14 protein-coding genes are annotated in these 15,754 nt (G+C 73.8%); 5 read left to right on the top strand and 9 right to left on the bottom strand.

What is annotated here, in order from left to right; all coding sequences use genetic code 11:
* Positions 1–36 precede the first annotated feature (36 nt).
* The 5 genes from ACWPWV_RS04195 to ACWPWV_RS04175 form a co-directional block, all read right to left on the bottom strand.
* On the bottom strand, positions 37–1,716 hold the full coding sequence (locus ACWPWV_RS04195) for a long-chain-fatty-acid--CoA ligase (RefSeq protein WP_454041699.1): 1,680 nt from the start codon (positions 1,714–1,716) through the stop codon (positions 37–39).
* A gap of 48 nt (positions 1,717–1,764) precedes the next feature.
* Positions 1,765–2,997, bottom strand: a complete 1,233-nt coding sequence (locus ACWPWV_RS04190) for an acyl-CoA dehydrogenase family protein (RefSeq protein ID WP_454042807.1) — start codon at positions 2,995–2,997, stop codon at positions 1,765–1,767.
* A 2-nt stretch (positions 2,998–2,999) separates the two neighbouring features.
* Positions 3,000–4,121, bottom strand: a complete 1,122-nt coding sequence (locus ACWPWV_RS04185; protein WP_454041698.1) for a phosphotransferase family protein — start codon at positions 4,119–4,121, stop codon at positions 3,000–3,002.
* A gap of 162 nt (positions 4,122–4,283) precedes the next feature.
* The gene (locus ACWPWV_RS04180; protein ID WP_454041697.1) at positions 4,284–4,718 is read right to left on the bottom strand and encodes an acyl-CoA thioesterase; all 435 of its coding nucleotides are present in this window, start codon (positions 4,716–4,718) and stop codon (positions 4,284–4,286) included.
* Positions 4,715–5,443 (bottom strand): QsdR family transcriptional regulator, encoded by a 729-nt coding sequence (locus ACWPWV_RS04175; protein ID WP_454041696.1) that lies wholly within the window; start codon positions 5,441–5,443, stop codon positions 4,715–4,717. Before ACWPWV_RS04175 ends, ACWPWV_RS04180 begins: the two co-directional genes overlap by 4 nt.
* Before the next feature lie 100 nt (positions 5,444–5,543).
* Between ACWPWV_RS04175 and ACWPWV_RS04170 the strand changes: the two genes are divergently transcribed.
* From ACWPWV_RS04170 to ACWPWV_RS04160, 3 genes are all read left to right on the top strand, one after another.
* Positions 5,544–6,740 (top strand): acyl-CoA dehydrogenase family protein, encoded by a 1,197-nt coding sequence (locus tag ACWPWV_RS04170; RefSeq protein WP_454041695.1) that lies wholly within the window; start codon positions 5,544–5,546, stop codon positions 6,738–6,740.
* A gap of 41 nt (positions 6,741–6,781) precedes the next feature.
* A complete protein-coding gene (locus ACWPWV_RS04165; protein ID WP_454041694.1) occupies positions 6,782–8,005 on the top strand; it encodes an acetyl-CoA C-acetyltransferase in 1,224 nt (407 codons plus the stop codon).
* A 426-nt stretch (positions 8,006–8,431) separates the two neighbouring features.
* Positions 8,432–8,788 (top strand): helix-turn-helix domain-containing protein, encoded by a 357-nt coding sequence (locus ACWPWV_RS04160; RefSeq protein ID WP_454041693.1) that lies wholly within the window; start codon positions 8,432–8,434, stop codon positions 8,786–8,788.
* A gap of 33 nt (positions 8,789–8,821) precedes the next feature.
* Here ACWPWV_RS04160 and ACWPWV_RS04155 read toward each other — a convergent pair whose 3' ends face one another.
* The 4 genes from ACWPWV_RS04155 to ACWPWV_RS04140 form a co-directional block, all read right to left on the bottom strand.
* The gene (locus tag ACWPWV_RS04155) at positions 8,822–9,049 is read right to left on the bottom strand and encodes a hypothetical protein (protein ID WP_454041692.1); all 228 of its coding nucleotides are present in this window, start codon (positions 9,047–9,049) and stop codon (positions 8,822–8,824) included.
* Positions 9,050–9,351: 302 nt separating this feature from the next.
* Entirely contained in the window at positions 9,352–9,882 is a 531-nt protein-coding gene (locus ACWPWV_RS04150) for a MaoC family dehydratase (protein ID WP_454041691.1), read from the bottom strand.
* Entirely contained in the window at positions 9,879–10,664 is a 786-nt protein-coding gene (gene fabG, locus ACWPWV_RS04145; RefSeq protein WP_454041690.1) for a 3-oxoacyl-ACP reductase FabG, read from the bottom strand. The genes ACWPWV_RS04150 and fabG overlap by 4 nt, the downstream gene beginning before the upstream one ends.
* The gene (locus ACWPWV_RS04140) at positions 10,664–11,779 is read right to left on the bottom strand and encodes an alcohol dehydrogenase catalytic domain-containing protein (protein WP_454041689.1); all 1,116 of its coding nucleotides are present in this window, start codon (positions 11,777–11,779) and stop codon (positions 10,664–10,666) included. Before ACWPWV_RS04140 ends, fabG begins: the two co-directional genes overlap by 1 nt.
* Before the next feature lie 214 nt (positions 11,780–11,993).
* Between ACWPWV_RS04140 and purL the strand changes: the two genes are divergently transcribed.
* Together purL and ACWPWV_RS04130 are read left to right on the top strand one after the other, a co-directional pair.
* Complete coding sequence (gene purL / locus ACWPWV_RS04135) at positions 11,994–14,381, top strand: phosphoribosylformylglycinamidine synthase subunit PurL (protein WP_454041688.1); 2,388 nt, start codon at positions 11,994–11,996, stop codon at positions 14,379–14,381.
* A gap of 406 nt (positions 14,382–14,787) precedes the next feature.
* Entirely contained in the window at positions 14,788–15,711 is a 924-nt protein-coding gene (locus tag ACWPWV_RS04130; RefSeq protein ID WP_454041687.1) for an endonuclease/exonuclease/phosphatase family protein, read from the top strand.
* The last annotated feature ends 43 nt before the right edge of the window (positions 15,712–15,754 follow it).

Raw genomic sequence — 15,754 nt, 5'->3', positions numbered from 1 at the left:
CCGACGACATTCAACCGGCCGATCGCGGCATCCCGGTCACGCCCCCTCGGGGGAGCGGGCCGCCTCGAACGAGGCCACGAGCTCGCGCTTGAGCACCTTGCCCGAACCGCCGAGCGGCAGCGTCTCGACGAGGTGCACGTGACGCGGGTACTTGTACGCGGCGACGCGCTCCTTGGTGAACGCGACGATCTCCGCGGCGTCGGCGCTGCGGCCCGGCATGAGCACGACGGCGGCGTGGACCTCCTGGCCGTGGGTGTCGTCCGCGAGCCCGAACACGGCGGCCTGGGCGACGGCGGGGTGGCCGGTCATGACGTCCTCGACCTCGCTCGGGTACACGTTGTACCCGTTGCGGACGATCATGTCCTTCTTGCGGTCGACGATGGTCACGATGTCGTCGGCGTCCTTGGTGCCGAGGTCGCCCGTGCGGAACCAGCCGTCGACGACGGTCTGCGCGTTGGCCTCGGGGTTGCCCAGGTAGCCCTTGAACAGGTTGTGGCCGCGGACGACGATCTCGCCGAGCTCGCCCGCCGCGAGCAGCTCGACCCGGTCGTCGACGTCCGCGTCGGCGATCTCGACGTCGACGCCCCAGAGCGGGCGCCCGACCGTCCCGGGCCGGATCGGCTCGCCGACGGGGTTGAACGCGGCGGTGGGGGACGTCTCGGTGAGCCCGTAGCCCTCGTGGACCTCGGCGCCGAACGTGCGTGAGAACGCCTCGAGCAGGGGCACGGGGAGCGCCGCGCCGCCCGACACGGCGTAGCGCAGCGGCGGCCGGTCGCTCGTGCGCTCGGCGGCCTGGACCATGCCGACGAACATCGTCGGGACGGCCGTGAACACGGTCGCGCGGTGCCGCACCAGCAGGGCGAGCGCCTCGTCCGGGTCGAACTTGGGCAGCAGCACGATCGCCGCGCCCTTGCGGAACGCGATGTTGAGCACCGCCATCTGACCGAACGTGTGGAAGAACGGCAGGCCGCCGAACACGACGTCGTCGGACCGCAGGTCGAACGTGTCGATCAGCGCGACGTGCACCTGCTCGATCATCGCGAGGTGCGGGCCGACCGCGCCCTTGGGGCGCCCCGTCGTCCCGCTGGTGTAGAGGATCGTCGCGGCGGCGAGCGGGTTGACCGACGCGTACGTGCGGACGGGCTCGGCCTGCGCCGCCTCGTCCTCGAGGCGGGGGAACGGGACCTGGTCGCGCAGCGCGTCGGGCACGAGCACGGTCACGGTGGGGATCCCCGCCGCGGCGGCGGCCGGTCCCGCCTCCCCGAGGAACGGCGCGCCGGCGACGAGGAGGCTCGCCCCGGCGTCGCGCAGCACGAACTCGATCTCCGCCGCCTTGAACAGCAGGTGGATCGGCACCACGACGGCGCCGATCGACAGCGCGGCGTAGTAGACGCGCGCGAAGTCGGGCACGTTCGGCACGAGCATCGCGACGCGGTCGCCCGGCCGGACGCCGCGCGCGAGCAGCGCGCCCGCGTACGCGCGGGTCTGCGCCCACAGGTCTCCGTAGGTCACGGACGCGTCGCCGACGAGGAACGCGGTGGCGTCGGGCCTGCGGTGCGCCGTCTCCGCGAGGATCGCGGCGATGGACAGCGTGCCGAAGCCGGGGCCCGTGAGCACGGGGTCGGGTGCGGTGCCCGACGACGGGTCGTCCGCCGAGACGGGCACGGCACCCGGAGCGGTGGCGGGGGAGAGGTCGAGGTCACCAGGAGCGGTCATCGGTCGAGGTCCCTTCGGTGCTGGGTGGAGGGTCGGGTTGTGCGACGGTCACCGGCGCCCGGGCGGCGTCGGCGGTGCGGGGGTGGCGAGCTCGGCCCGGCCGAGCGCGGCGAGGTGGACCTCGTCGGGCCCGTCGGCGAGCCGCATCGCGCGCGCGGCGGCGAACATCTCGGCGAGCGGCTGGTCGCCGGAGAGACCGGCCGCGCCGAACACCTGGATCGCGCGGTCGAGGATCTGCTGCACGGCGCGCGGCACGGCGATCTTGATGGCCTGGATCTCGCGCATCGCCGCGCGGTTGCCGACCGTGTCCATGAGCCACGCCGTCTTGAGCACGAGCAGGCGCAGCGCCTCGAGCTGGACGCGCGACTCCGCGACCCACTCCCGGATCACACCCTGCTGGGCGAGGGTCCGTCCGAACGCGGTGCGCGACGTCGCGCGCTCGCGCACGAGGTCGAGCGCCCGTCCCGCCATGCCGAGTGCGCGCATGCAGTGGTGCACGCGCCCAGGGCCCAGGCGCGCCTGGGCGATCCGGAAGCCGTCGCCCTCCCCGGCGACGAGATGCGTCGCGGGGACGCGGACGTCGTCGAGCACGATCTCGGCGTGCCCGCCGTGCTCCCGGTCGTCGTAGCCGAACACGGTCAGCGGGCGCACGACCCGCACGCCCGGGGTGTCGCGCGGCACGAGGATCATGCTCTGCCGCCTGTGCCGATCCGCCTCCGGGTCGGTCGCGCCCATGACCACGAGGATCGTCGCGTCGGGGTTCATCGCCCCGGTGGACCACCACTTGCGTCCGGTGATCACGTAGTGGTCGCTGTCTCGCCGGATCCGCGTGGCGATCTGGCTCGCGTCCGAGGACGCGACGTCGGGCTCGGTCATGCAGAAGGCCGAGCGGATCTCGCCGCGCAGGAGCGGGGCGAGCCACCGCTCCTTCTGCTCGGAAGTGCCGAAGTCGTGCAGGAGCTCCATGTTGCCGGTGTCCGGCGCGGCGCAGTTCATCGCGACGGGCGCGAGCCGCGGGCTGCGGCCGGAGAGTTCGGCGACCGGGGCGTACTGGAGCGTCGTGAGGCCGCCGCCGTCCGGTCCTGGCAGGAAGAGGTTCCACAGGCCGCGCTCGCGCGCCTCGGCCTGCAGCTCGCGCACGACCGGCCGGAACGACCAGTCGTCGGGCGTCGCCTCGACCTGGCGGGTGAGGACGGGCTCGGCCGGGAGCACCCGCTCGTCGAGGAACGCCTGGGCGCGGTCGACGACGTCGCGCGTCGTGGCGTCGTGCTCGAAGTCCATGCTCATCCCCTCCGTGCGCCCGCGAGGCGCGCGAGCCCTTCGTCGGCGAGCGGCTCGACGAGGTCGCCGATCACGTCGAAGCCGTCTCCCACCGTGTCGCCCGCCCGGAAGCGGTAGTGGACGCCCTCGAGGATGACGCCGAGCTTGTAGGCGCCGAACGCGCGGTACCAGGAGAGCTCGGGGACGCGCCGCCCGCGGCGGGCCTCGTACGCGTCGACGAGCTCGTCGAACGCGGGGTACCCGGCACCAGGGTCGACGGCGCTCGTGGCGACGCCCGCGGCGGCCTCGCCGAGCGCGCCGATGTCCCAGTAGAGCCCGAGCATCCCGAGGTCGACGGTCGGGTCCCCGAGGGTCGCCATCTCCCAGTCGAGGATCGCCGCCACGTGCGGGACCCCGTCGGCCACCCCGTCCGGCACCCCGACGGTGGCCCCGCCGACCCGCGCCCCGACGCCGCGGCTCACGATGGCGTTGTCGAGCCGGAAGTCGCCGTGGACGATCCCCGCGGACTGCTGCGCCGGGACGTGCTCGCGCAGGAGCGCGCCGAGCGCGTCGAGGGCGGGGACGTCGCGCGAGCGCGATGCGTCGAGCTGCGTGGCCCACCGGCGCAGCTGGCGCTCCAGGTAGCCGTCCGGTCGGCCGAAGTCGGCGAGCCCGACGGCGGCCGGGTCCACGCGGTGCAGCTCGGCCAGGGTCTCGGCGAGCTCGAGCGAGAGGGCCCGCAGCTCGGCGGCGGTGTACGCGGCGTTCTGGGCGGGGTCGGCGAGCACCTCGCCGGCGACGTGCTCCATGAGGAAGAACGGCGTCCCGGTCCCGGCGGCGCCGTCGTGGTCGTCGACGAGGTCGACGACGCGCGGTACCGGCACGGGCGTGCCCGCGAGCGCCGCGATCACGCGGTGCTCGCGCGCCATGTCGTGCGCCGTGGAGAGGACGTGGCCCAGCGGCGGCCGGCGCAGCACGAGCGGGACGGCTGCGCCCTCGACGCGGTACGTGAGGTTGCTGCGGCCCCCGGCGATCACGCTCGCGGACAGCGGGTCCTGCGTGGCGAGCTCGGGGTGCGTCCGGCGCAACCACTGGTCGAGCCGGTGCACGTCGAGCCCGGGCGGGCTCGCCGTCGGACGGGTCATCGTCGACCACCTCTCCGCGCTGCGTCGCGCGTCGTCGGGATGCCGGATCGACCGGCACCGGACGATCATACCGCGCGGTCGGTATGGCGGCGTTCCGGTTGACTGCTGAGTGCTGGGCATGTGTCGTGGTCGCGCAGTCACGACAGATACCCAGGACTCAACTCACGCCGTGTCGACGAGGAGGTCGCGCTCGATCGCGGCCCGGATGCCCGCCGGGACGGGGGTCGGGCGACGCGTCTCGCGGTCCACGAAGACGTGCACGAACCGGCCCGCGGCGATCGGCACGTCCTCGCCCGCGTGCAGGATGCCCAGCTCCCAGGTGACGCTCGACGTCCCGAGCCGCCCGGCCCGCAGGCCCACCTCGAGCGGATCGGGGAACGACGCCGACGCGCGGTACTCGCACGAGCTGCTCACGCACAGCCCGATCACGGGGCCGGCCAGGCGGTCCAGGCCCGCGACGCGCACGAGCCACGTGTTGATCGCGGTGTCCATCGCCTCGTAGTAGACGGTGTTGTTCACGTGGCCGTACACGTCGTCGTCGTTCCATCGCGTGGGGAACGGCGAGCGGTGGCCGTAGATCGGCGGGGCGGGCGTCACGACGTGGCGGGGTCGGGTCGGTCGAGGTGCAGCACGAGCTCGAAGGCGGTCTGCGCGCGCGCCGCGCTGGGCACGTCGCCCGCGATGAGGTCGGCGTACGTGAACGACTCGCTGATGCGGACGAGCAGGTAGGCCAGCTCGCGCGGGGCGACGTCGCGACCGAGGGGCCGCGGCGCGAGCTCGGCGTCGACGAGCGCCTCGACCTCGGCGACGTAGCGCCGCTGGATCTGGCTCTCCTTGGTGGTCAGCAGGCGCAGGGCGCGGGCGGGCTCGCGCTGCAGGAACGTGCGGAAGTACCCGGCCGTGATGAGGTCGCGGACGAACGTCGTGAGCACGGACGCGACGCGCTCGGCCCCGCGCAGCCCGGCGGCCGCGTCGTCGGCCTGCTCGAGCGTGGGGACGGCGAGGGACCACAGCACCTCGGAGAGCAGCGCGTCGCGGTTGCCGACCCACCGGAACAGGCTCGTGCGGTCCACGCCGAGCGACGTCGCGAGCCGACCCATGTCGATCCGCTCGCCCGCGATGAACGTCTCGCGCGCGCGCCGGAACGCCGTGACCGTGTCGGCGTGCGTCCCCGAGACGAGCCGCTCCGACAGCCACGACGGCGCGGCGGCCGTCCCGACGTGCCCGAGCCGGCCGTCGGCGCGGGGCACGCCGGGGGCCGGGGCTGTCGTTGCCGCGGTCCCACCTGCCGTCGTGCCGGGCGCGTCGTCGTCACCTGCCATGCCGGGCACTCTACCGCCGCGTCGACCGATGCGTGCAACATTTTGGATTTTGATGCACACTGGCCGCGAGGAGATCACCGACGATCCACCGGAGGCACGCATGTCCACGACCACCGTGGTCCCGCCCACGACGCTCGCGAGCGACTTCTACGGGGTGCAGACCGAGCTCGCGCCCGACGAGCAGGACCGGGTCCTGCGCATCCGCGAGTTCCTCGAGCGCGAGGTGCGCCCGATCGCGGACGACTGCTGGGACCGCGCCGAGTTCCCCCACCACCTGGTCCCCGGGCTCGCCGACCTCGGTCTGTTCGGCGCGCACCTGCCCGAGACGGCGCGGTTCGAGAACGGGATGCTCTACCGCGGCTGGGTCGCGCTCGAGCTCGCGCGGGTCGACCCGTCGATCGCGACGTTCGTGGGCGTCCAGACCGGCCTCACGATGACCGCGATCGCCGGCGGCGGGTCGCCCGAGCAGCGCGAGCGGTGGCTCCCGCCGATGGGCCGCGGCGAGCTGATGGGCGCGTTCGGGCTCACGGAGCCGTACTCCGGGTCGGACACCGCGCGCGGCCTGCGCACGACGGCCGAGCGCCACGGCGACACGTGGACCCTGCGCGGGGCCAAGCGCTGGATCGGCAACGCGACGTTCGCCGACGTGATCGTCGTGTGGGCGAAGGACGTCGCCGACGACCAGGTCAAGGGCTTCCTCGTCCGCACGGGCACGCCCGGCCTGACCGTGACGAAGATCGAGCGCAAGCAGGCGCTGCGCACCGTGCAGAACGCCGACATCGAGCTCGACGGCGTCGAGGTCGCCGAGGAGGACCGACTGCAGCGCGTCTCGTCGTTCCGGGACGTGGCGGCGGTCCTGCGGCCCACGCGCGCGGAGGTCGCGTGGCAGGCGGTCGGGCTCGCCGTCGGCGCGTACGAGGCGGCCGTCGCCTACGTCGCGGCGCGCGAGCAGTTCGGGCGCCCGCTCGGGTCGTTCCAGCTCGTGCAGGACAAGCTCGCGGAGTCGCTCGCCGACATCACGGCGAGCATCGCGCTGTGCCGCCAGCTCTCGGTGCTCGCCGAGCAGGGCCGCCAGCGCGACGAGCACGCCGCGCTCGCCAAGTCGTTCGCGACCACGCGCATGCGGGCCACCGTCGCGCGCTGCCGCGAGGTCCTCGGCGGCAACGGGATCCAGCTCGACCACGGCGTCGCGCGCTACTTCGCCGACGCCGAGGCCGTCTACACCTACGAGGGCACGCGGGACATGAACACGCTCATCGTCGGCCGCGCGATCACGGGCGTCCAGGCCTTCGTCTAGACCGACCACCACCACCGATCCGCCACCGAGAGGAGGCCACCGTGCAGGAGGCCTACGTCGTCGCCGTCGCCCGCTCGCCCATCGGGCGCGCGTTCAAGGGGTCGCTGCGGGGGGTGCGCCCGGACGACCTCGCCGCCGAGATGGTCCGGGCCGCCCTCGCGCAGGTGCCCACGCTCGACCCCGGCCGGGTCGAGGACCTGCTGCTCGGGTGCGGGCAGCCGGGCGGGGAGCAGGGCATGAACATGGCCCGGGTCGTCGCCGTGCTCCTCGGCCTCGACGGCGTCCCCGGGACCACCGTCAACCGGTACTGCTCGTCGAGCCTGCAGACCACGCGCATGGCGTTCCACGCGATCCGCGCGGGCGAGGGCGACGTGTTCGTCTCGGCGGGCGTGGAGTCCGTGAGCAGCACCGCGCGGGGCACGGCCGACCACATCCCGGGGGAGGACCTCACCAACCCCCGGTTCGCGACCGCCGTCGCGCGCACCGCACGCCGTGCCGAGGCGGGCGCCGAGCCGTGGGCCGACCCGCGCCTCGCCGGCGACCTCCCCGACGTGTACGTCGCGATGGGCCAGACGGCGGAGAACGTCGCCCAGCTCACCGGCACGTCGCGCCGCGAGCAGGACGAGTACGCCGCGCTGAGCCAGCAGCGCGCGCAGGCGGCCATCGCGAGCGGGTTCTGGTCGCGCGACATCACCCCCGTCACCCTCCCGGACGGCACGCGCGTGACGGCCGACGACGGCCCTCGCCCGGGCGTGACCGTCGAGTCGCTCGCGGGGCTGGACCCGGTGTTCCGCCCCGACGGGACCGTGACGGCGGGCAACTGCTGCCCGCTCAACGACGGGGCCGCGGCGGTCGTCGTGGTGAGCAGCCGCGTGGTCGACGAGCTCGGGCTCCAGCCGCTCGCCCGCATCGCCTCGACCGGGGTGAGCGGGCTGTCGCCCGAGATCATGGGCCTCGGCCCCGTCGAGGCGAGCCGCCAGGCGCTCGAGCGCGCCCGGCTGACGATCGACGACGTCGACCTGGTGGAGATCAACGAGGCGTTCGCGGCGCAGGTGCTGCCGAGCGCGAAGGAGCTGGGCGTCGACGTCGAGCGCCTCAACGTCCACGGCGGCGCGATCGCCGTCGGGCACCCGTTCGGCATGACGGGGGCGCGCATCACCTCCACGCTGGTCCACGGTCTCGCCGAGGCCGGCGGTCGCTACGGGCTGGAGACGATGTGCGTCGGCGGCGGGCAGGGCATGGCGATGGTGCTCGAGCGCGTCTGAGCCCGGCCCGCCGAGGGGGCGGTGGAGGCGCGCCCCGTAGCACCCCGTGGCGGGGCCTCAGCGAACCAGACGCAACGGTCGTTATCGATTCCACGAAGAGTGCGTCGCGTCCGAGGTGGGCGCTCGCACCTCTAGGCGAAGTTCACGTTTCCGCAAGCCACGATGCTGTCGGGTCGCCTTGGTGGCCCGTGCGCCAGGCGGAGTCGTGTCGCTGCTGCGCTGATCACACCAGGTTTCGTGCATCTGACGCACGTCTCCTCGGACGGGTGGCGCAGCGTCGAGGAACACAGTGCGGCTCCAACGCGTTCAGGTTGACCTGAGCGTGGCACACATGCAACGCTCGCGTAGACACAGCCGTCAACATCAACGTCAACATCGCTACACGTCGAACCGTCTCTTCGTCGTCACCCCAGGAGGTGACCACCCATGGCTCTGACCGGCCGTCTCGCAGACTTCCACAGCCGTTCCATGCAGGATCCCGCGTACGCGCGCGAGTACGCGATCGAGACCGTGCGTGTGCGTGCGATCGACGACCTCATCAACTCCCTTGACGAGGCGCGCGAGGAAGCAGGAATGTCCAAAGCCGAGATCGCGCGCACCATCGGCGCCGACCCCTCGGTCGTACGGCGGCTTCTGACGTCCTCCCAGCGCAACCCCTCGTTGGGCACCGTTGCGGAGATCGCCGCGGCCCTGGGCTTGAAGATCTCCCTGGTCCCGATGAGCGAGGACGAGCAGCGTGAGCTCGCCGAGCTGCGCGAGAACATCGAGCACGCCGTCGCCTAGTTGCGCCGAGCACGCTCGCTCAGCCCTGTCCGGTCACGCGATCGGACGGGGCTGAGTGTCGAGGTAGAACTCGCCGAGCTCACGCACCCGGGTGTACTCACGGTCGGGCAACAGTGTCGCGTTTGGCTTGGTGCGCCCGTCGACCATGACAAGCAACGGACCCCGGCCCTTCGCCTGCTGGTCGAGCAGGCAGAACACGCGGTAGTGCATCGAGCCGAACCGCACCCGGATCTCGTACCACCCGGTCATGTCGCCGTGCATGACCTCCCACCGCCCGCCTCCGGCGAACCGGTATGGGGGCGCGTGCCACGGCTTCAGCCGTAGTGACGATACGTGCGGCGACCTGCGGGGGGATCGACTCCAGGTACACCTCCATCGGCACGGTGCCGTCTGGCGCCTGAACGATGACGACGTCGAACGGCAAGTGCTGCTGACTCGCGGCGACGTTCGGCCTGTTCGACGCCTTCCCCTTGCTCATGGGGGCGACCGTACCCAAGGCTGCGGACACCGAGAATCTCCCGGCGGGCTGTCCGCAGCGTATTTCGGCGCGTGCGTTGGGCCGGTCAGGCCGGGACGACGAGGACGACCGTGTCCGCGACGAGCGCGGGCTTGTCCGCACCCTCGACCTCGACGCTCACGCGGATGCGGACGCGGGCCCCGCGCGGGGAGTCGTCCACCCCCGTGACGGTCGACGTCGCGCGCACGCGCGACCCGGCGCGGACCGGGGTGAGGAAGCGGACGGAGTCGAGACCGTAGTTCACGTGCATCGCGACGCCGCCCATGTCGAGCAGGCCCGCGGTGAGGACCGGCAGGAGCGAGAGCGTGAGGTACCCGTGCGCCACGGGCGCGCCGAACGGGCCGGCCGCCGCGCGCTCCGGGTCGACGTGGATCCACTGGTGGTCCTCCGTGACGTCCGCGAACGCGTCGATGCGCGCCTGGTCGACCACGACCCACCGCTCGGACGTGGCCGAGCGGCCGACGGCGGACGGTAGGTCCGCGACCGAGGCGACCCGGATCACGGTGCCGGCCTGCGGGGTCTGCGTGGTCTGCGGGGTCAGTGGGACCGGCGTCGGGCCGGTGGACGCGGTGCTCATGCGCGCGGACCTCCCGCCGCGTAGACGACCTGGCCCGAGACGAACCCGGCCTCCTCCGAGCACAGGAACGACGCGAGCGCCGCGATGTCCTCGGGCTGCCCGACGCGCCGCACCGGGATCTCCTGGGCGGCGAGCTCGCAGAACTCCTCGAACCCCATCCCGACGCGCGCGGCCGTCTCGCGGACCATGTCCGTGGCGACGAACCCGGGGGCGATCGCGTTCGCCGTCACCCCGAACGGGCCGAGCTCGATCGCGAGCGTCTTGGTGAACCCCTGCATCCCGGCCTTCGCGGCGGCGTAGTTCGCCTGCCCCCGGTTGCCGAGCGCGGACGTGCTGGACAGGTTCACCACGCGGCCCCAGCGCGCCTCGACCTGGTGCCGCTGCACGGCCCGGCTCATGAGGAACGCGCCGCGCAGGTGGACGCCGAGGACCGCGTCCCAGTCGTCGTCGGACATCTTGAACAGCAGGTTGTCGCGCAGGATGCCGGCGTTGTTCACCAGGACGGTGGGCGCGCCCAGCTCGTCCACGACGCGAGCGACCGCGGCCTCGACGGCCGTGGCGTCCGCGACGTCGGCGCCGACCGCGACGGCCCGTCCGCCGTCGTCCTCGACGCGCTTCGCGGTCTCGGCGGCCTGCTCCTCGCGCAGGTCCACGACGGCGACGTGCAGGCCGTCGGCGGCGAGGCGCCGGGCGATCGCGGCGCCGATGCCGCGCGCGCCGCCGGTGACGATCGCGGTGCGGGCCGGCCGGCCGGCGCTCCGGTCGGTGGTGGTCTCGGTCATCACGGTGTCCTTTCGTTCGGTCGGACGAGCTGGCGCAGCTCCGCGCCGGTCGCCAGGCGGTCCATCGCGGAGCAGAGGTCGTCGAGGGCCACGTGCGCGGACACGAGGCGCTCCAGCGGGAGCACGCCGTCGCGCCAGAGCTGCACGTAGCGGGGGATGTCGCGCGCGGGCACGGCCGAGCCGAGGTAGCTCCCGACGACGGTGCGCGCCTCGGCGGTGAGCGTCAGCGCGGAGACCGACGACCGGGCGTCCGGGCCGGGCAGGCCCACGGTCACGGTCGTGCCTCCGGGCGCGGTCGCGGCGAACGCGGTCTCGAACGCGCGGGCGCTGCCCGCGGCCTCGACGACGACGGGCGCCCGAACCTCGGCCTCGGCCAGGGACGCGGGCGTGTGCACGGCCGCCGCACCGAGCGCGCGCGCCGTCGCGAGCTTGTCCTCGACCGCGTCGACGCCGATCACGTCGTGGCCCAGCGCGCGCGCCACGAGCAGCGCGGCCATGCCGACGCCGCCCAGCCCGACGACGAGCACCGGCTCACCCGGTCGCGGTCGTCCCGCGTTGAGGACCGCCCCACCCCCGGTGAGCACCGCGCAGCCCAGGAGGGCCGCGACGTCGGGCGGCACGTCGTCGTCCAACGGGACGACGGACGTGCGGCTCACGACGGCGTGCGTCGCGAAGGCGGAGACCCCGAGGTGGTGGTGGACGTCCGCGCCGTCGCGGTGCAGGCGCCGCGCGCCGCCGACGAGCGTGCCGGCGGCGTTCGCGGCGCTCCCGGCGCGGCACGGCAGGCGCCCGTCGGTCGCGCACTCGGGGCACGCGCCGCAGCGCGGGAGGAACGTCATGACGACGCGGTCGCCGGGCCGGACGTCGACGACCTCGGGCCCGGTCTCCTCGACGACGCCCGCCGCCTCGTGGCCGAGCAGCATCGGCACGGGCCGCGGGCGGTTGCCGTCCACGACGGACAGGTCGGAGTGGCAGAGCCCCGCGGCCTCGATGCGCACGAGGAGCTCGCCCGGGCCGGGCGGGTCCAGCTCGAGCGCGGTCACGCGCAGCGGGCGCGACGTGGCGAAGGGCACCGGGGCACCCGTCCGTTCCAGCACGGCGCCGACGATCTCCATCGCTCGACCTCCTGACGTCGTCGTCCCGGGTACGTACCGACCGCGCGGTATGTCGTGAGACTACACGACGAGCGGCGCCCGTCGAGCGACGGTTCCCCCGGCCCGTGCTCGCGGCGGGTCTCGCGGACCGGCCGCGCCGACGGCGTGGTGGCCCGCCGGTAGACTGGGCGCGCGCCGTCGTGCGCTCCCCGCCAGCGCCCACCCGAGGGAACCGATGACCGCCCCCGCATCCCAGGCTTCTGCACGCCCCGCCTCGCGTCCCGACGCCGCACAGACGTTGGACACCGTCGAGCGCGCCGCCGAGACCCCCGACGAGGTCCAGCCGTACGCCGAGCTCGGCCTCAAGCCCGACGAGTACCAGCGCATCCGCGACATCCTGGGGCGCCGCCCCACGGCCGCGGAGCTCGCGATGTACTCCGTCATGTGGTCCGAGCACTGCTCCTACAAGTCCTCCAAGGTGCACCTGTCGAAGTTCGGCACGGCCACGACGGACGAGATGAAGAAGCACCTGCTCGTCGGCATCGGCGAGAACGCGGGTGTCGTCGACATCGGCGACGGCTGGGCAGTGACGTTCAAGGTCGAGTCGCACAACCACCCGTCGTTCGTCGAGCCCTACCAGGGCGCCGCGACGGGCGTCGGCGGCATCGTGCGCGACATCATCTCGATGGGTGCGCGCCCCGTCGCCGTCATGGACCAGCTCCGCTTCGGCGCCGTCGACCACCCGGACACGGCGCGCGTCGTGCACGGCGTCGTGAGCGGCGTCGGCGGCTACGGCAACTCGCTCGGCCTGCCGAACATCGGCGGCGAGCTCGTGTTCGACGGCTCCTACCAGGGCAACCCGCTCGTCAACGCGCTGTGCCTCGGCGTGCTGCGCCACGAGGACATCCACCTCGCCAACGCGTCCGGCACGGGCAACAAGGTCATCCTGTTCGGTGCGCGCACCGGTGGCGACGGCATCGGCGGCGCGTCGATCCTCGCGTCCGAGACGTTCGAGGACGGCGTCCCCGCGAAGCGCCCGAGCGTCCAGGTGGGCGACCCGTTCATGGAGAAGGTCCTCATCGAGTGCTGCCTCGAGCTGTACGCGGCGAAGGTCGTCGAGGGCATCCAGGACCTCGGCGCCGCGGGCATCTCGTGCGCGACGTCGGAGCTCGCCTCCAACGGCGACGGCGGCATGCACGTGTGGCTCGACGACGTCCTGCTGCGCGACCCGACGCTCAACGCGGGCGAGATCCTCATGTCGGAGTCGCAGGAGCGCATGATGGCGGTCGTCGCGCCCGACAAGCTCGACGCGTTCCTCGCGATCACGGGCAAGTGGGACGTCGAGACCGCCGTCATCGGCGAGGTCAACGGCTCCGGCCGCCTGACGATCGACCACCACGGGCAGCGGATCGTGGACGTGGACCCGAGGACGGTCGCGCACGAGGGCCCGGTGTACCACCGCCCGTACGCGCGCCCGTCGTGGCAGGACGGGCTCAACGCCCGCACCGTCGAGGCCGACGCGCTCGCGCGCCCGGAGAGCGGCGACGAGCTGCGCGCCACCGCGCTGCGCCTGCTGACCTCGCCGAACCTCGCGTCGAAGGAGTGGGTGACGGACCAGTACGACCGGTTCGTCCAGGGCAACACCGCGCTCGCGCAGCCCGACGACTCCGGCGTGGTCCGGGTCGACGAGTCCACGGGTCTCGGTGTCGCGCTCGCGACCGACGCGAACGGCCGCTACGGCAAGCTCGACCCGCGCACGGGCGCGCAGCTCGCCCTCGCGGAGGCGTACCGCAACGTCGCGACGACGGGCGCCCGCCCGCTCGCGGTGACGGACTGCCTCAACTTCGGCTCGCCCGAGGACCCGGACTCGATGTGGCAGCTCGTCGAGGCGATCGAGGGCCTCGCGGACGCGTGCCGCGAGCTCGGCGTCCCGGTGACCGGCGGCAACGTCTCGCTCTACAACGGCACGGGCGAGCCCGGCCAGATCGACTCCTCGATCCACCCCACCCCGGTCGTCGGCGTCCTCGGCGTGCTGGACGACGTCGCGCACGCCACGCCGTCGGGCTGGCGCGAGGCCGGCGAGAGCATCTACCTGCTGGGCACCACGCGCGGAGAGCTCGACGGGTCGGCCTGGGCCGACGTCGAGCACGGCCACCTCGGCGGCGTCCCCCCGCGCGTCGACCTCGCGGCCGAGAAGGCGCTCGCCGGCGTCCTCGTCAACGCGAGCCGCGACGACCTCGTCTCCGCCGCGCACGACCTGTCCGAGGGCGGGCTCGCCCAGGCCCTGCTCGAGGCGTCGCTGCGGTTCGGCGTCGGGGCGACCGTGTCGCTCGCGGGGATCACCGAGCGAGACGGCGTGACGCCGTTCGAGGCGCTGTTCTCGGAGTCGACGGCGCGCGCGCTCGTGGCCGTTCCTCAGACGAACGGGGGCAGCGAAGAGGCTCAGCTGATCGACGCGTGCGTCGCGCGCGGCGTGCCCGTCGTGAAGATCGGCGAGACGGGCACCGAGCCGTCGGTCGCGTCCGACTCGGGCGAGGCGCTCGAGGTCGACGGCCTGTTCACGATCGCGCTGGCCGAGGCGGACGCCGCGTTCCGCGAGACGCTGCCGCGCATCTTCGGCTGACGACGCCCCGCCGTCGGGGCACAGCCCCGGTCGCCGCACGCATGTCGGCGGCCGGGGCGTCGTCGTGCGCCCCGCACGGTTCGGCGGTCGTCGCGTCGACTGCGCGGGTTTCGTGGAGGTCGGGGTCCGACGTCGTGCCGTCCGTCGCGTCCCGACGCCCCGGGTGCCAGAGTCCCGTGCCATGACAGGGCAGCGCAGGCCGCGGGCGACGGGAGCGTCCCGGACGTCGAGCACCCCGCGGGCGGCGGGCACGGCCCGCGTCCCGCGGGCCGCGAGCCCGGCGCGCACCCCGCGCGGCAGGACGGCCGGAAGTGCCTCGCGGCCTCGGCGGCGGACCTCGGCGACGAACCGGCCGCGCGTCACGACGCCCCGTCGCCCCGGCGGCCCGGTGCTCGGGGCGGTCCTCGTGTCCCTGACGGTCGTCGTGGCCGCCATGACGCTCGTGCGGCTGGTCCCGTTCGACGCCGCGACGCCGTTCGCCCAGCTCGTGGGCATGACGCCGTGGGTCGCGGCGCTCGCCGTGCTGCTCCTCGTCGTCGTGGTGGTCGCGCGGCGACGACTGCTCACCGTGCTCGTCGCGGCGTGCGTCGTCGGGCACGCGATCTGGCTCGTGCCGTTCTTCGTCCCCGACCAGCCGGCACCTGCCGCCGGGGCGGCCCCGCTGCGCGTGCTGGGCGTCAACGCGTGGTTCGGGCAGGCCGACGCGGAGCAGGTCGTCGAGCTGGTCCGTGCCGAGGACGTGCAGGTCCTCGCCGTCGTCGAGCTGACGACGGACTTCCGCGACCGGCTCGTCGCCGCGGGCATCGACGACGTGCTGCCGCACCACGTGGACGCGAAGGTCGGGACCGGCTCGCCGGGCAGCGGGCTGTGGAGCGCGCTGCCGCTGGACGACGTCGACACGACGGACTTCTCGACGTTCGCGATGCCCGCGGCGACGGTCGAGGTCGACGGGCGCCCGGTACGGGTCACGGCCGTCCACCCCGTGCCGCCCCTGCCCGAGATCACGCACCAGTGGAAGGCCGAGCTGCTGCGGCTCACCGCGCGCGTCGAGGACGACCCGCTGCCGCAGGTGCTCGTCGGCGACTTCAACGCCACCTACGACCACGCGTCGTTCCGGAGCCTGCTCGGCGACCGCTTCCACGACGCGACGCGCAGCGCGGGCCGGGGTCTCAACCTGTCGTGGTCGGCGCGGCTCGGCACGCCCGCGCTGCTCGACCTCGACCACGTGGTGACGGACCGGGAGAACGTCGTGACCGACGTCCGCTCGGTGCAGATCACCGACAGCGACCACCGCGCGATCCTCGCGACGGTCCACGTCCCTCAGCCGTGACCGTCCCGCGAGCCTTGCCGTCCCGTGACGTGCCGGACCCCGG

It is taken from the genome of Cellulosimicrobium sp. Marseille-Q8652 (assembly GCF_965112045.1).
Note: the sequence above shows the minus strand (reverse complement) of the source record. Positions and strands in the feature narration are given on the sequence as shown.